Raw genomic sequence first — 15790 nt, 5'->3', positions numbered from 1 at the left:
TAGAAGCCCTTGTGAGGTGATTGAATGGATCCAAATGTGAACAATTCGTTAACTTTGTTTATTGAATATTTACAAATTGAAAAAAATTATTCACAATATACTATTGAACATTATCACCATGACATCAGTGAATTCTTTATGTTCATGACTGAACAATCAATAGTCAGCCTGAATGAAGTTAAGTATTTAGATGTTCGAATTTACTTAACAAAGTTGTATGATGAGAAACTTGCCAGAAAGACCGTTGCAAGGAAAATTTCATGCCTTCGCAGTTTTTTTAAGTTTTTGGTTAGAGAAAGGCTAGTTCTAGATAACCCATTTGCGCTTGCATTTATCCCAAAGGCAGAAAAAAAGCTTCCGGAATTTTTTTATGAAGAGGAGATGGAGGCTTTATTTCATGCCTGTGAAACGGAAACTCATTTAGGCCAGCGAAATAAAGCGTTGCTTGAACTGCTCTATGCGACTGGGATGCGTGTGAGTGAATGCAGTCAGATTCGCATGAAGGATTTGGATATGTATCTTTCAACTGTGCTTGTCCATGGAAAAGGAAATAAACAGCGTTATATACCATTTGGAAGCTTTGCGCATGATGCACTTCAGAATTACATAAATAATGGTCGCAAGAGCCTGCTTTCAAAAAGAGATACTCCCAATGATTACTTATTCTTAAATTTTCGGGGGGGGCAGTTAACATCTCGAGGGATAAGATTGATCCTTGATAAACTGATTGAAAAATCTACCTTGACGGGTAAAATACATCCACATATGCTTAGACATACGTTCGCTACTCATTTGCTTGCGAATGGTGCTGATATGAGAACGGTTCAAGAATTACTAGGTCATGCTTTTTTGTCTTCAACACAGGTATATACACATGTGTCGAATGAATATTTAAGAAAAACATATAATACCCATCATCCTAGAGCCTAAATAATGATTGGTTTGTTTTAGGCAAGGTATTGGCTAGTAAGAGGACAATGGATTAAAAGTAAGAGGAGGATTAATCATGTCTCAATTCCACGCGACAACTATTTTCGCAGTGCAGCACAATGGAAATTGTGCAATGGCTGGAGATGGCCAAGTGACTTTTGGAAATGCGGTTGTGATGAAGCACACTGCGAAAAAGGTTCGAAAGCTGTTTAATGGAAAGGTAATTGCTGGATTTGCCGGCTCAGTTGCTGATGCATTTACGTTGTTTGAAATGTTTGAAGGGAAACTTGAGGAGTATAATGGCAATTTGCAGCGTGCAGCAGTTGAACTTGCAAAACAATGGAGAAGCGACAAAGTTTTACGAAAGTTGGAAGCAATGCTTATTGTAATGAATGCGGAAAATCTTCTCCTTATTTCTGGGACGGGAGAAGTCATTGAGCCAGACGATGGTGTTTTAGCTATCGGATCAGGAGGGAATTATGCTTTAGCTGCTGGGAGATCATTAAAGCGTTATGCAGGGGATCATTTATCAGCTAAAGAAATAGCGAAGGCGTCTCTTGAGATGGCAGCTGAAATATGCGTTTATACAAATTCCAATATCATTGTGGAAGAACTTTAAGGGAAGGTGTGTGCGATCATGGTTAAAGGAACGAACTTAACACCCCGCCAAATTGTTGAAAAGCTAGATCAATTTATTATTGGTCAAAAAGATGCGAAGAAAGCAGTTGCAGTTGCATTAAGGAACAGATATCGCCGCGGCTTGCTTGATGAGCAAATGCGTGATGAAATCAGTCCCAAAAACATTTTAATGATCGGACCTACAGGAGTTGGTAAAACTGAAATTGCTAGGAGGATGGCAAAATTAGTTGGGGCTCCATTTGTTAAGGTTGAGGCAACGAAATTTACTGAAGTTGGCTATGTTGGCAGAGATGTTGAATCGATGGTAAGAGACCTTGTTGAAACATCTGTACGACTTGTCAAAGAGGAGAAAATGGCAAGTGTAAAGGAACGTGCAGAGGAAAGTGCAAATCGAATTATTGTTGAATTGCTCGTGCCATCTAGTAAAAAGTCTGCAAACTACAAGAACCCCCTTGAAATGTTATTTGGCGGTGGAAACGTTCAATCTGAACAGGATAATCAAACAACGGATGATTTGGATCTTCAAGGGAAACGGAAAGTTGTGAAAGAAAAGCTTGCTTTAGGCGAACTTGAAAATGAAATTATTACAGTTGAGCTAGAGGAACAGCAGCCTTCCATGTTCGATATGCTTCAAGGTTCAGGAATGGAACAGATGGGAATGAGCATGCAGGATGCACTTGGCAGTATGATGCCAAAGCGCCGCAAAAAAAGAAAATTGACTGTAAGTGAAGCGAGAAAGGTTTTAACAAATGAGGAAGCACAAAAACTGATTGACATGGATGAAGTGACACAAGAGGCGGTATTCCGAGCAGAACAATCAGGGATTATCTTTATCGATGAGATTGACAAAATCGCCAGCAAAAATAGTGGCGGATCGAGTGCGGATGTTTCTCGAGAGGGAGTGCAGAGAGATATTTTGCCTGTTGTTGAAGGCTCAACTGTCGTGACAAAATACGGTTCTGTGAAAACTGATCATGTCCTATTTATGGCAGCAGGTGCCTTCCATATGGCAAAACCATCAGATTTGATTCCTGAATTACAAGGGCGCTTTCCGATTCGGGTTGAACTGACGAAACTGACTGTTGACGATTTTTTCAATATTTTAGTTGAGCCCGATAATGCACTAATTAAACAATATGAAGCATTATTGGAAACGGAAGGTATACAAATTGAATTTTCTGACGATGCTATTCGTAGGATCGCTGAATTTGCTTTTGAAGTGAATCAAAATACAGATAATATTGGTGCAAGGCGTCTCCATACGATCATGGAAAAGCTGCTAGAAGATTTATCTTTTGAAGCACCAGAAATTACGCTGGAAAAAATTAAAATTACTCCGCAATACGTTGAGGAGAAATTAGGAGCTATCTCAAGAAACAAGGATTTAAGTCAATTCATTTTGTAGGTTTTGTTTTAAATGGTTTGTGAAAGGGTAGACAAGATAAAATAATCAAAAATAGGACTTGTGTTAGCATGTAGGAGGAAGAAAGAATGGATTTATTAACGAGAACGAGAAAAATTAATGCAATGTTACAAAGAGCTGCAGGTAAACCGGTAAACTTTAAAGAAATGGCAGAAATTTTAAGTGACGTCATTGAAGCAAACATTTATGTGGTAAGCAGAAGAGGAAAACTTTTAGGCTATGCAGCGAACCAGCAAATTGAAAATGAACGCATGAAAAAAATGCTAGAAGAACGCCAATTTCCTGAAGAATATACAAATAGTCTTTTTAACATTCAGGAAACATCTTCAAACCTTGATGTGAATAGTGAATATACAGCGTTTCCTATCGAAAATAAAGAGCTTTTCAGCAATGGTTTAACGACTATTGTTCCAATTATTGGTGGGGGAGACCGTTTAGGTACTTTAATTCTTGCGAGATTAAAGGAGCAGTTCCATGATGATGATCTAATTCTTGCTGAATACGGAGCAACTGTAGTAGGGATGGAAATCCTTCGTGAAAAAGCGGAAGAAATTGAGGAAGAAGCCCGCAGTAAAGCTGTGGTCCAAATGGCTATTAGCTCACTATCTTATAGCGAACTTGAGGCAATTGAACATATCTTTGAAGAATTAAACGGCAAAGAAGGTTTATTGGTTGCTTCAAAAATTGCTGATCGAGTAGGAATTACAAGATCAGTAATTGTTAACGCCCTTAGAAAATTAGAAAGCGCTGGTGTTATTGAATCACGCTCCCTTGGTATGAAGGGTACTTACATTAAGGTGCTTAACGACAAATTTTTATTTGAACTAGAAAAATTAAAATCAAACTAATTTATTTTAATACAATTTAACAAACAATAATATGTTAAAAAACGCCAACTTTCGACAAGTTGGCGTTTTTTATTACAAGACCATTACAATGCAGAAAAATAAAATGCAGTAAGTAATACTTACTACAAAAGAACTAATAAATTAGATAAAAAACGTGCATACATATGTAATTTCTCCGTCAGCATTTTTATTTGTTCGGAAATTCGTAATTATTTACAATGATTTCCTGTACCAGAATGAATTCTATCAAATTATAATAAAAATGGGTCGAATGTCCTGTTAAAAGTAATCTATTGTGCATGGACATATTATTTCATTTTCTTTACAATGTACTATAGGTCGACAAATTATGAGAATAATCATCAAAATCATACATACTTAATTAATATATTTACAATGAACTGAATAAAAATGAGGTGCGTATATGAAATTGTTTTCTAATACGATAACATCCCTTGAAAAGGGTTTGAATTACTCTTCTCTTAAGCAGAAGGTGATATCGCAAAATATTGCCAATGAAGCTACGCCTGGATATAAAGCGAAAGATGTTAGTTTTAAAGAAACATTGCAGGCGGCTGTTAAGCAAGGGGTACCCGCTTATCGTACTGATAGTAGACATTATGAATTTAGTATTAGCGAACCGTCTAATAAGGGAATCGTTACAAGGAAAAATGTTTCTTTTAATGAAAATGGGAACAGTGTGGATGTAGATAATGAAATGGCAGATTTAGCTACGAACCAAATCTATTATAATGCACTAATTGAAAGAATAAGCGGGAAATTTTCTAGCTTACAAAGTGTTATAAGGGGAGGTAAATAAGGATGTCAATTTTTCATAGTATGAATAATACTGCGTCAGCGTTATCTGCACAACGATTACGTATGGATGTTATCTCCTCAAACATGGCAAATGTTGATTCAACAAGAGCAAAGAATGTGAACGGAGAATGGCAGCCATACAGACGTAAGTCCGTTGTCCTTCAACCGAAAGAAGGGCAATTTTCAAATTTTTTAAATGTTGCAATGAATAAACATTCGGATGGCTCTGTTGGAAATGGAGTAAAAGTAACTAAGATAGTTGAAGATGAAACACCATTCAAGCTTGTGTATAATCCAGAACACCCTGATGCGAATGATGAAGGATATGTAGAACTTCCCAACGTTGATCCTTTACGGGAAATGGTAGATTTAATTAGTGCAACTAGATCATATGAAGCGAACGTAACCGTTTTTAATGCATCTAAGGGCATGATGATGAAGGCGCTTGAAATTGGCAAGTAAGGGGGAAGCATAAATGATAAATATTGGGTCAGTTACATCGGCAGCTCACGTATTAAAACCTCAAACAGAAAATAGGGTTCATACAAATACACCTTACGAAGCACAAAAAAGTTTTGCTTCCATGTTGAAGGAATCAATTGAAAAAGTGAATGAACAACAAATTCAATCTGATAAAATGACTGAAAAGCTTGTAAATGGAGAAAATATTGATTTGCATCAAGTAATGATTGCTTCTCAAAAGGCAAGTATAACTATGCAAGCAACATTAGAAATTCGAAATAAAGTGATTGAAGCATACCAAGAGACAATGAGAATGCAAGTTTAATGGAAGAGCTTTAGTCTAGATTTTTGCAAACTTATCGAAACTAAGCTGAGTCATAAATGGAAAAAGAGCAATTATAGGTTTCTTGAATAAAGCTGAAAACTAATAATTTGCGGTTATTAGAAAGCCTAATATGAGACAGAATAACCGGGGGATTAAGATGAAAGAATCGTTTCTAAAATATAAAGATAAAGTGAAAGAATATTTTAGCAGCCGAACCAAAAAGCAGAAAATAATGCTTTTTGGTTCCGCTCTTTTATTAATTGTATTAATTGCACTAATTTCCTATTTTTCTACAAGAACAACGCTTGTACCACTTTATAGCAATCTGTCTCCATCTGAAACAGGCACAATAAAAGAGAACTTAGATGGTAGAGGAATACAATCTGAAATTACTGATGGCGGATCAACAATAAAAGTACCAGAAAAAGTAGTGGATACTCTAAAAGTAGAACTAGCTGCTGAGGGCATTCCGAAATCGGGCAGCATTGATTACTCCTTTTTCAGCCAAAATGCTGGTATTGGTATGACAGAAAATGAATTTAACGTTTTAAAACTGGATGCCATGCAATCTGAACTAGCTAATCTAATGAAGGGGATTGATGGCGTACAGGATGCGAAAGTGATGATTAATTTACCTGAGAAAGGTATTTTCGTTAGCGACCCTTCTGAAGAAGCTTCTGCGTCCATTATCTTAAATACAAAACCAGGTTACGAGTTTGAAGATTCGCAAGTAAAAGCATTGTATCATTTAGCATCAAAAAGTATTCCTAACTTACCTACTGATAATATCGTCATAATGAATCAAAATTTTGAGTATTTTGATTTAGAAAAAAATGAAAACTCTCAGTCTGGATCTACATTTGCGACACAACATGAAATAAAAAAGCAAATTGAAAAAGATGTTCAGCGCCAAGTACAGAGTATGCTTGGTACTTTGATGGGGCCAGGAAATGTAGTTGTGTCTGTATCAACAGATATTGATTTTACTCAGGAAAACAGAGAAGAGAATCTTGTCACACCTGTAAATGAAGAAGATATGGAAGGCATTGCGATTAGTGCGCATAAAATTACAGAAACTTTTACAGGGAATGGGGATGCAGTTGGAGGAATTCCTCAGGGGGAAGATCCTAGCGATGCGCTTGGTTCTAGTTATCTTGAAGGAAATGGAGCAAATGGGGATTATGAACGAATTGAAGAAACTATTAATAATGAAGTAAATAAAATCCGTAAGGAAATTGTTGAAAGTCCATATAAGGTAAGGGATTTAGGGATTCAAGTAATGGTAAATCCTCCTAAAGATGGAGAGCTTCCGCAGGAAAGAATTGATGATATAACAAAAATCCTTGGAACAATTGTACGGACAACGATTGATAAGCAAGCTAATGGCGGGGAACTTACAGAAGAGGATATAAATGAAAAAGTTGTTGTCTCTGTTCAGCCTTTCAATGGAAAAGTTGAGTTTCCAGATGAAACAAAGCCTGTTCTTCCTTTATGGGCATACATTGTAGGCGGCGTTCTATTAGTGATTATCGCACTGCTTATCTTCCTATTTATTAGGGCAAAAAAGAAACGTGCGAGAGAAGAAGAAGAAAGTATTATTCAAGAGGAACTTTTACATGTACCTGACGTAAACGAAGAACATGAAACAGAGAGCACCATGAGAAAGAAACAGTTAGAGAAAATGGCTAAAGAAAAACCAGAGGACTTTGCAAAACTGTTACGTACATGGATTGCTGAAGATTAGGGGGAATGAATAGTGGCAAAAAGAGATCAAAAAGAATTAACGGGTAAGCAAAAAGCAGCCATTCTTTTAATTTCCCTTGGTCCTGAGGTGGCCTCTTCTGTTTATAAACATTTAAGTGAGGAAGAGATTGAGAAACTAACTTTAGAGATATCGGGCGTGCGTAAGGTCGAATCACAGGCTAAGGAAGAAATTCTTGAGGAATTCCACAATATTGCTTTAGCGCAGGATTATATTTCTCAGGGCGGGATTGGTTATGCAAAAACAGTTCTTGAAAAAGCTTTGGGAAATGAGCAAGCAGCCATTATTATTAATCGATTGACCTCATCCTTACAAGTTAGGCCATTTGATTTTGCAAGAAAAGCGGACCCAGCACAAATCTTGAACTTTATCCAGAACGAGCATCCGCAAACGATAGCATTAATTTTATCCTATCTGGATGCGGCCCAGGCGGGGCAGATTTTGTCAGAGCTTCCACAGGAAATGCAAGCGGATATTGCTCGTAGGATTGCTGTGATGGATAGTACCTCCCCGGAAATTATTAATGAAGTTGAACAAATACTCGAAAGAAAACTTTCAGCAACTGTTACGCAGGATTACACACAAACGGGTGGTATTGAAGCGGTTGTTGATGTTCTTAATGGTGTAGACCGTTCAACAGAGCGTACTATTTTGGATGCATTAGAGATACAAGATCCAGAATTGGCAGAGGAAATTAAGAAGAGAATGTTTGTATTTGAAGATATTGTTACGCTTGATAACCGTGCAATTCAACGAGTTATTCGTGATTGTGAGAGCGAAGATTTAATGCTTTCACTTAAAGTTTCTAGCGATGAAGTAAAAGATATCATCTTCAAAAATATGTCTTCTCGTATGGCTGAAACCTTTAAAGATGAAATGGAATTTATGGGACCTGTAAGGCTTCGCGATGTGGAGGAGGCACAATCAAGAATTGTTGCGATTATCCGTCGTCTAGAGGAAGCTGGAGAGATTGTTGTTGCCCGTGGCGGAGGAGATGATATTATTGTCTAGGCTCATCAAAGCAACTGGATGGGCACCTCCAGTACAGAGTGAAGAGAGAATTATATCCATAAAAGTTCTTGAACCGTTGAATCCGAAAGAAGACACGGAATACACACCAGCCGAGACAGAAAAACATATACAAACAATGATGAGCGAAGCGGAATTGCAAGCCGAATCTATAATTGGCAATGCTCAGATTGAAGCCAAAAATCTTCTTGATCGAGTGGAAGAAGAGAGACAAGCATTTGAAATTGAAAAGATAGAAATAGTTGAACAGTCACGCAAAATTGGTTTTACACAAGGTTTAGAAGAAGGACGCCAGCAAGGATACAATGAGGTGCACGAGATCATTCAATCGGCACGGGATGTAGTTGAATCAGCAAAAAGGGATTATCGTATGCATGTAGATTCTTCTGAAAGAACAATCCTTGAGCTTGGAGTAAAGGTTGCTAGTAAAATTCTCGGAAAAAAATTGCAGGAGAATGAAGAAGAATTTATATCCATTGTAAAGCGAGCATTAAAAGAAGCAAGAGATAATAAGGAAGTTCAGCTTCATGTACACCCTGTGCATTACGATTTTCTTTTGGCAAATAAAGATGAAATTATGGCATTATTTCCAAAGGATATTAATTTTTATATTTATCCAGATGATGATTTATCTGAAACAAGCTGTTTCATAGAGTCTGAAAATGGAAGAATTGACGCGAGCATTGATAGTCAGCTAGAAGAAATAAAGCAAAAGCTTATCGAATTGCTAGAGGGTGAATAAGAAATGGAACTCGCTGATTTAATTGAAGAAATTGACCAATTGGATACATTTAAACGTTATGGGCGAGTGAAAAGGGTTGTTGGACTGATGATCGAATCCCAAGGGCCAGAAAGCTCCATTGGGGACGTTTGCTATATTCATGTAGGGCAAAAACGGAAAAGAATTATAAAGGCAGAAGTAGTAGGGTTCAAGGATGAAAATGTCATTCTAATGCCTTATACAACGATCAATGATATTGCCCCAGGCAGCTTAGTTGAAGCTACTTCTAAACCATTAGAAATAAAAGTAGGTGCCGGGTTAATTGGCTCAGTTCTTGATTCGATTGGCCAGCCACTAGATGGTTCAGCATTGCCAAAAGGACTTTCTTCCGTACCAACAGACCAAGATCCGCCAAACCCGCTACAAAGACCTCCGATTTCTTCACCAATTGAAGTCGGGGTGCGCATGATCGACAGTCTTTTAACCATTGGCATTGGCCAACGTGTTGGGATATTTGCGGGAAGTGGTGTTGGGAAAAGTACATTGCTTGGAATGATAGCAAGAAATACAACGGCAGATTTAAATGTCATTGCACTGATTGGAGAACGTGGAAGAGAAGTTCGGGAATTCATTGAAAAGGATCTTGGACCAGAGGGCTTAAGCCGATCAATTGTGATCGTTGCCACTTCAGATCAGCCTGCACTAATGAGAATAAAAGGCGCATTCACGGCTACAGCAATTGCGGAATATTTCCGTGATAAAGGCTTGAATGTCATGATGATGATGGATTCTGTTACAAGGGTGGCAATGGCCCAAAGGGAAGTAGGTCTTGCAATTGGCGAGCCACCAACGACAAAGGGATACACACCCTCTGTTTTTGCTATTCTTCCTAAGCTATTGGAAAGAACCGGAACAAATGAAAAAGGCTCGATTACTGCCATATATACAGTTTTAGTTGATGGCGATGATATGAATGAGCCAATTGCGGATACGGTTCGTGGCATATTGGACGGTCACTTTGTTCTTGATCGTGCTTTAGCAAATAAAGGTCAATATCCTGCTGTCAATGTACTGAAAAGTGTTAGCAGGGTCATGAATAATATTGTCGATGAAAATCATATAAAATCGGCGGAGAAATTAAGGGAAGTATTAAGTACGTATATAAACTCCGAAGATTTAATTAATATTGGAGCATACAAGAAAGGCTCCTCTATGGATATTGATGAAGCAATCAGACTTTACCCCGAGATTATTACGTTCTTAAAACAGGCGACACATGAAAAGATTTCATTTCAGGAAAGTATTCAGCAATTATATAGTCTAATTGGGAAAGGAGAGTAACTTTTGTGCAGTACCAATATAAATTCGAAAAAATCCTTTCTATAAAAGAAAGAGAAAAAGATGAAGCCTTTAATGTGTATAATCAGGCAGTCAGAAAATTCGAAGAGGCTGCAGAAAAGTTATATGGCCTTCTTAAGAAAAAAGAAGATCTTGAAAGCTACCAATCCGAAAGGCTTGTAAATGGAATACCTGTTCAAGAAATGAGGCACCATCAGCATTTTATTTATAATCTTGAAAAAACAATTAATCATTATCAACAAATTGTGATTAATGCTAGAAATCATATGAATTTTTACCAAGAAAAACTGATGGAAAAGAATATGGAAGTAAAGAAATATGAAAAGATTAAAGAAAAAGACTTTACGAATTTCACTGAAAATATGAAACAGTTAGAAGGCAAACAAATGGATGATATCTCGATCCAGCAATTTATGAGTCGGGGAAGTTAGGTGATAGCGTGGATAAAGTTGCAGAAGAATTAGAATCAAAAAAAACATCAAAGTTTCAAAGCTTCATATTTGTTGTCCTTATTCCGCTGTTATTTACCGTAACGGTCGCCCTAATTGTGATGACAATTCTTGGTTACAATGTTTTTGAGCTAACAAAGGAATATGGGCAAAAAATCCCATTCATTTCATCTGCAATTTCGGATGATGATTCCGACTCAGCAAAAGATATTGAAACAAAAATGATCGAACTTGAGGCGGAAATTAAGGATCGTGAAGCTAAGATTACAAAGCTTGAATCGGAATTAGAGAGTAAGGATCAAGAAATTTCCAGAGCTGATCTTGAAAAGGAGCAGCTTCAAGCAGAAATCGATGAACTGACTGCGATGAAAGAAGAGAACAAACGAGCATTTAAGGATATTCTCAAAACATACGAAACAATCTCGGCAAAAAAGGCAGCTCCCATTCTTTCACAAATGAGCGAAACAGAAGCATTACAGATACTTTCAAATCTTAAATCAGATACGCTTGCAAAAATTATGGAGAATATGGAGCCTGAGGAAGCAGCAAGATATACGGAGCTTTTATCAGCAAAAGTCGAAGAGAGTGAATAACTGTTTTTTCAATGAAGGGAGGTGAAAAAAGTGGAAATAGGAAGCTTAGGAACCATCAATTCTCTTATTTCAGCGGCAGGCGGGAATTCAGCAACTGCAGGAAAAAATGCAAATGGGTTTTCAATGCTATTTACTAATATGATGGCTGGAACTCCTCAGTCGTCAGATAGTCTGGGAGTTATGGAGCAGGTAAATGAACTCACAAGTGATGAACTTGCTGGACTTGTTCAGTTTTTGCAAATGAATGATATCCTTGAGCTTGAAAATGGAAGTGAACTGTTAGGAAAAACAATGCTTCAAAATGACGTTGATGCTGTATCTCTTATCCAAGAACAATTAAATGTTTCTGCTGAAGAACTTTTACAGCTGTTAACGAATCTTTACAAGCAATTGACTTCTTCTGATGAAAATGTAATTGATAATGATTTATTAAAACAGGCTGACGGAGGTCCTTCAAAAGATGATGTAAATGAAGCGATTTTTTCGTTATTACAATTGATTTCATCCCTGCAAATACAACAAAATGTAAATCTCGTACCAGATAAAGATCTTGCACAAGGAATGAAGGCAGTAAAGCTATTTGATCTAATAGCAGCCCAACAGGATTCATACGGCAATGAAACAAGATTAAAAGATTTAATAAAAAGCATAAAAGACAAGCTGGAACTTAAATTAAATGCTCAAGCGCCAGCGGCAAGAGAAGAGTATTTACAAAAGACGTTCAATAACGTTGTTCAGGAAATGAACAGTAAAACTCCAGTGCCGCCTGTTAGTACGGAAATCAGCGGTGAAAAAGTAACTACGACATTGACTAAAACAGATAGTGTTCATCCAGGATTTCTTCATTTTCAGCAGCTTTCAAAGCCTGAGCAATTAACGCTGATGACGAATACACAAAGACCTGTAACGGCAGAACAGTTGATAGAACAGTTTGAATCTATTCTCTCTAGAAGTAAATTTATGACGAATGGCGGCACACAGAAGCTTTTCATCAAATTAAATCCTGAGCATTTAGGTGCACTTCGAGTAGAACTAATTCAAAAGGATTCAATGATTATTGCTAGAATCCTAACATCTACATCTACGGCAAAAGATATGATGGAATCACAGCTTAATGGATTAAAGCAGGCGTTTAGTTCACAAAATATTCAAATTGAAAGAGTGGAAATCTCTCAACAGTTTACAGGGCAGGACCGGACCTTTAATAGAGAACAGCAGCATGGGCAGGAAAGACAGCAGCCAAGGGAAGAACAAAAGGAACAGCAATCAAATGATAATTTTACACACTCATTTGAAGAAGCACTTCTTAATACGGAAGCGTAGGTGGGATGCGAAATGACAAATACAATTGATTCATCGCTGCTGTTATCTGACTATCAGCAAAAACAGCGAAAAACAGGTTCAGACATACTAGGAAAAGATGATTTTCTGAAAATCTTAATGGTACAGCTTCAAAATCAAGATCCAACGAATCCCATGCAGGATAAAGACTTTATTGCACAGATGGCAACTTTCTCCACTTTAGAGCAAATTACAAACATGGGGAAAACAATGGAGAATTTTGTAAAGGTTCAAGAGCAAAGCCAAATTATTGCCTATAATCAATTTGTCGGAAAAGATATCACTTGGCATAAAATTACTCCGTCAAAGGAGCAGGGGAAGGATCCTGTGATTGAAGAAGGAACAGGTCGAGTGGCCTCAGTTCAATTTAAGGATAATAGTGTGGTTTTTATTCTTGATGATGGAACAAAGTTAGAACCAGCAAATATTTCTCAAATCAATGAAACATCAAAAGAAAATGCGATGGTTCAGGCAAGTATGATGATCGGTAAGAAAGTTACTTTCATAGGTGAAGATAAAAAAGAAAGTTCTGCAAAAGTTATATCTGTATCATTTAAGGATGGAAAAACAGTCTTTGAACTAGAAGGTGGAAAAACAATCTCTTCCTCACAAATTACAAAAATTGAATAAAAACAAGGAAGTGATTGAATGGATAAAATGATGTTTCATCCGATTCAATCAAAGGCCGTTATTAAACCCAAAGCAACATCGGTCAATCAGACCTATCAATCGAACAATAAATTTTCTGTCCATTTTCAACATGCATTACAGACTGACAGTAAGTTAACTGTAAGTAAACATGCAAAAGAGCGCCTGCTGCAAAGAGGGATACATATTAATGAAGCGCGATGGAATCAGATTGAAGAAAAAGTTCAAGAAGCAAAAAATAAGGGTGTAAAGGAATCACTTGTATTACTAAAGGATGCAGCATTAATTGTCAGCGCAAAAAATAATACAGTGATCACGGCAATGGATCGGGAAGAAGCCCGAACACAAATTTTCACGAATATCAATGGCACAATACTGTTAGACCAATAAAAAGATGGCTGGACCTGCAAAAGGAAGCCATGGCTTGCCGAATGATCGAAGCAGGCCGTATAAGAGAGGAGTAACTTATAAATGCTACGTTCAATGTACTCAGGAATAAGCGGAATGAAGAACTTCCAAACAAAACTAGACGTAATTGGTAATAATATTGCTAACGTAAACACATATGGCTTTAAAAAAGGTCGTGTTACTTTTAAGGACACGATGAACCAAATGGTTGCTGGGGCAAGTGCAGCAACAGACAATCGTGGTGGAACAAACCCGATGCAAATTGGCCTTGGCTCAGCATTAGCAACTATTGATACCATTCATACCGGATCAAGTTTACAGTCAACCGGTCGTGCTCTTGATTTGGGAATTGATGGAGATGGTTATTTTGTAGTTAAACAAGGTGATCAGGTTTTGTATACTCGAGCAGGAAATTTTTATGTTGATGATAACGGAACTCTTGTAAATTCGGATGGTCTTAAAGTACAAGCATATAAATCTGGGGTACTTGAAGATATTGTAGTGAATGTGAATGCTACATTACCTGCACTAGCAACTAATGAAATAAATTTAAATGGTAGTTTGCCAGATCCGACGACTTTAAAACCTGGTGCAGCCAGTGATGTTCAACAGATGAAAATTGTTGATGAAAAAGGTGTTGAACATACTCTAGACTATCAATATGTTGTCAATGATTCTGGGACTTGGGAAGTTAAGATTACAAATCAAAAATCTACAACTGATCCAAAAGCGAGTATAACAGTTACATTAGCATATGATGCAACAAATAAAACATATACTGCACCTGCTGATATAGATTTATCAACACTCGAGTTAACAGATGCAGGAACTGCTAAAATTAATGTTGATAAACTTAAACAAGACGGAGATTCAATCACAGCACAAGCTAATCCTAATGGGAATTTATCCGGAAAATTAGAAAGTTTTAATATTGGTCCTACTGGTGAAGTAAATGGTGTGTATTCAAATGGACAGATTAGAAGCCTTGGAACAATTGCATTGGCAAAATTCAGTAATACTTCAGGACTTTTAAAGGCGGGGAATAACTTATTCCAAGAAACAATTAACTCAGGGACTGCAAATATTAATGTTCCTGGTAGTGGTAGAGGATCAATTGCAGCAGGTTCCTTAGAAATGTCCAACGTTGATCTTTCTGAGGAATTTACTGAAATGATTGTTACTCAACGTGGTTTCCAAGCCAACACACGAATAATTACAACATCAGACGAAATCCTGCAAGAGTTAGTTAACTTAAAACGATAGGCTAAGGGAGGGACAGGGCTAAGAGGCTTTGCCTTTTAGTCCTGAACATACAGTGATTAAGGTAACGCGTTTAAACGGGAAAGCATTTGTATTGAATGCTGTTTTTATCGAAACGGTTGAAACGTTTCCGGATACAACTATTACACTCACGAATGGGCGGAAATATGTTGTGAAGGAGACGGAGGAGATCGTTATACAGCGAGTAAAAGATTTCTATCAATCTGTAAGCCTTCTAGGGCATCAGCATGTGGGGGAAGATGAAGATGAAGAATAATAAGCTTGTAATGATTATGATAATTATGCTTGTTGCCATTACCCTAGTTGGTGCTGTTGCAGTTATTGTTGTCAAGCAGCTTAATAATGATGAGTCCGGTTCAAAAGAACCATCGATCGATGAAGTTTTGGAAGCGTCTGTTGATGTTCCACAGCTAACTACCAACTTAGCAAGCAATGATTTTATTCGTATTTCTTTCAAGATTCAAACAGATAACAAAAAGGCAAAAGAAGAATTAGAGAAAAGAGATTTTCAAGTAAAGGATATTATTATCCAAGAGCTATCAGAAATGACCGCTGAAGATATACAGGGAAAAGGAGGTCAATTGAAGTTAAAAGAGGCATTAAAAGGGAAAATAAATGGCCTCATGCAAAAGGGTAAGGTAGAAGAGGTCTATATCACCGAATCTCTCCTCCAATAGCAAATAGTATCGATTTAATTGATTGCTCTTTTTCTGAGATGATGTTGCATGACTTTACAATATAAACAAAATAATG

Annotated in this window: 19 protein-coding genes; all 19 read left to right on the top strand. The window is 37.2% G+C overall.

Translation table 11 applies throughout. From position 1 onward, the window contains the following. Positions 1 to 24 precede the first annotated feature (24 nt). The 19 genes from xerC (at position 25) to fliL (ending at position 15714) form a co-directional block, all read left to right on the top strand. Positions 25 to 930 (top strand): tyrosine recombinase XerC, encoded by a 906-nt coding sequence (gene xerC, locus RUH74_RS02585; RefSeq protein WP_313798689.1) that lies wholly within the window; start codon positions 25 to 27, stop codon positions 928 to 930. A 76-nt stretch (positions 931 to 1006) separates the two neighbouring features. Further along, positions 1007 to 1549 (top strand): ATP-dependent protease subunit HslV, encoded by a 543-nt coding sequence (gene hslV / locus RUH74_RS02580; protein ID WP_313798688.1) that lies wholly within the window; start codon positions 1007 to 1009, stop codon positions 1547 to 1549. An 18-nt stretch (positions 1550 to 1567) separates the two neighbouring features. Continuing rightward, positions 1568 to 2974 (top strand): ATP-dependent protease ATPase subunit HslU, encoded by a 1407-nt coding sequence (gene hslU, locus RUH74_RS02575; protein ID WP_313798687.1) that lies wholly within the window; start codon positions 1568 to 1570, stop codon positions 2972 to 2974. 86 nt (positions 2975 to 3060) lie between these two features. After that, a complete protein-coding gene (gene codY, locus RUH74_RS02570) occupies positions 3061 to 3840 on the top strand; it encodes a GTP-sensing pleiotropic transcriptional regulator CodY (protein ID WP_313798686.1) in 780 nt (259 codons plus the stop codon). A gap of 424 nt (positions 3841 to 4264) precedes the next feature. Then, positions 4265 to 4660 carry a flagellar basal body rod protein FlgB gene (gene flgB, locus RUH74_RS02565; RefSeq protein ID WP_313798685.1) on the top strand — a complete coding sequence of 132 codons (396 nt, stop codon included), beginning with the start codon at positions 4265 to 4267 and terminating at the stop codon, positions 4658 to 4660. 2 nt (positions 4661 to 4662) lie between these two features. Next, positions 4663 to 5121, top strand: a complete 459-nt coding sequence (gene flgC, locus RUH74_RS02560) for a flagellar basal body rod protein FlgC (RefSeq protein WP_313798684.1) — start codon at positions 4663 to 4665, stop codon at positions 5119 to 5121. 13 nt (positions 5122 to 5134) lie between these two features. Continuing rightward, complete coding sequence (gene fliE / locus RUH74_RS02555; protein WP_313798683.1) at positions 5135 to 5446, top strand: flagellar hook-basal body complex protein FliE; 312 nt, start codon at positions 5135 to 5137, stop codon at positions 5444 to 5446. 157 nt (positions 5447 to 5603) lie between these two features. Next, complete coding sequence (gene fliF, locus RUH74_RS02550) at positions 5604 to 7190, top strand: flagellar basal-body MS-ring/collar protein FliF (protein ID WP_313798682.1); 1587 nt, start codon at positions 5604 to 5606, stop codon at positions 7188 to 7190. Between the two features lie 12 nt (positions 7191 to 7202). Beyond that, positions 7203 to 8219, top strand: a complete 1017-nt coding sequence (gene fliG / locus RUH74_RS02545) for a flagellar motor switch protein FliG (RefSeq protein ID WP_313798681.1) — start codon at positions 7203 to 7205, stop codon at positions 8217 to 8219. Next, on the top strand, positions 8203 to 8979 hold the full coding sequence (fliH, locus tag RUH74_RS02540; RefSeq protein ID WP_313798680.1) for a flagellar assembly protein FliH: 777 nt from the start codon (positions 8203 to 8205) through the stop codon (positions 8977 to 8979). Before fliG ends, fliH begins: the two co-directional genes overlap by 17 nt. A gap of 3 nt (positions 8980 to 8982) precedes the next feature. Beyond that, the gene (gene fliI / locus RUH74_RS02535; RefSeq protein WP_313798679.1) at positions 8983 to 10299 is read left to right on the top strand and encodes a flagellar protein export ATPase FliI; all 1317 of its coding nucleotides are present in this window, start codon (positions 8983 to 8985) and stop codon (positions 10297 to 10299) included. A gap of 5 nt (positions 10300 to 10304) precedes the next feature. Then, positions 10305 to 10748: a flagellar export protein FliJ gene (fliJ, locus tag RUH74_RS02530; protein WP_313798678.1), complete on the top strand. Its 444-nt coding sequence runs from the start codon at positions 10305 to 10307 to the stop codon at positions 10746 to 10748. Between the two features lie 8 nt (positions 10749 to 10756). Further along, a complete protein-coding gene (locus RUH74_RS02525) occupies positions 10757 to 11359 on the top strand; it encodes a MotE family protein (protein WP_313798677.1) in 603 nt (200 codons plus the stop codon). A 30-nt stretch (positions 11360 to 11389) separates the two neighbouring features. Continuing rightward, positions 11390 to 12682, top strand: a complete 1293-nt coding sequence (locus RUH74_RS02520; RefSeq protein ID WP_313798676.1) for a flagellar hook-length control protein FliK — start codon at positions 11390 to 11392, stop codon at positions 12680 to 12682. Positions 12683 to 12694: 12 nt separating this feature from the next. Continuing rightward, positions 12695 to 13330, top strand: coding sequence for a flagellar hook assembly protein FlgD (gene flgD / locus RUH74_RS02515; protein ID WP_313798675.1), 636 nt, complete (start codon positions 12695 to 12697; stop codon positions 13328 to 13330). An 18-nt stretch (positions 13331 to 13348) separates the two neighbouring features. Beyond that, complete coding sequence (locus tag RUH74_RS02510) at positions 13349 to 13738, top strand: TIGR02530 family flagellar biosynthesis protein (protein ID WP_313798674.1); 390 nt, start codon at positions 13349 to 13351, stop codon at positions 13736 to 13738. Between the two features lie 81 nt (positions 13739 to 13819). Further along, positions 13820 to 15019, top strand: a complete 1200-nt coding sequence (locus RUH74_RS02505) for a flagellar hook protein FlgE (RefSeq protein WP_313798673.1) — start codon at positions 13820 to 13822, stop codon at positions 15017 to 15019. Positions 15020 to 15071: 52 nt separating this feature from the next. Further along, on the top strand, positions 15072 to 15293 hold the full coding sequence (locus tag RUH74_RS02500) for a flagellar FlbD family protein (RefSeq protein ID WP_313798837.1): 222 nt from the start codon (positions 15072 to 15074) through the stop codon (positions 15291 to 15293). Further along, on the top strand, positions 15283 to 15714 hold the full coding sequence (gene fliL, locus RUH74_RS02495; RefSeq protein ID WP_313798672.1) for a flagellar basal body-associated protein FliL: 432 nt from the start codon (positions 15283 to 15285) through the stop codon (positions 15712 to 15714). The genes RUH74_RS02500 and fliL overlap by 11 nt, the downstream gene beginning before the upstream one ends. The last annotated feature ends 76 nt before the right edge of the window (positions 15715 to 15790 follow it).

Source organism: Cytobacillus sp. (assembly GCF_032154635.1).
GTDB lineage: Bacteria > Bacillota > Bacilli > Bacillales > Cytobacillaceae > Cytobacillus.
The sequence above is the reverse complement of the archived record's forward strand: the minus strand, read 5'-3'. Positions and strand labels throughout refer to the sequence as shown.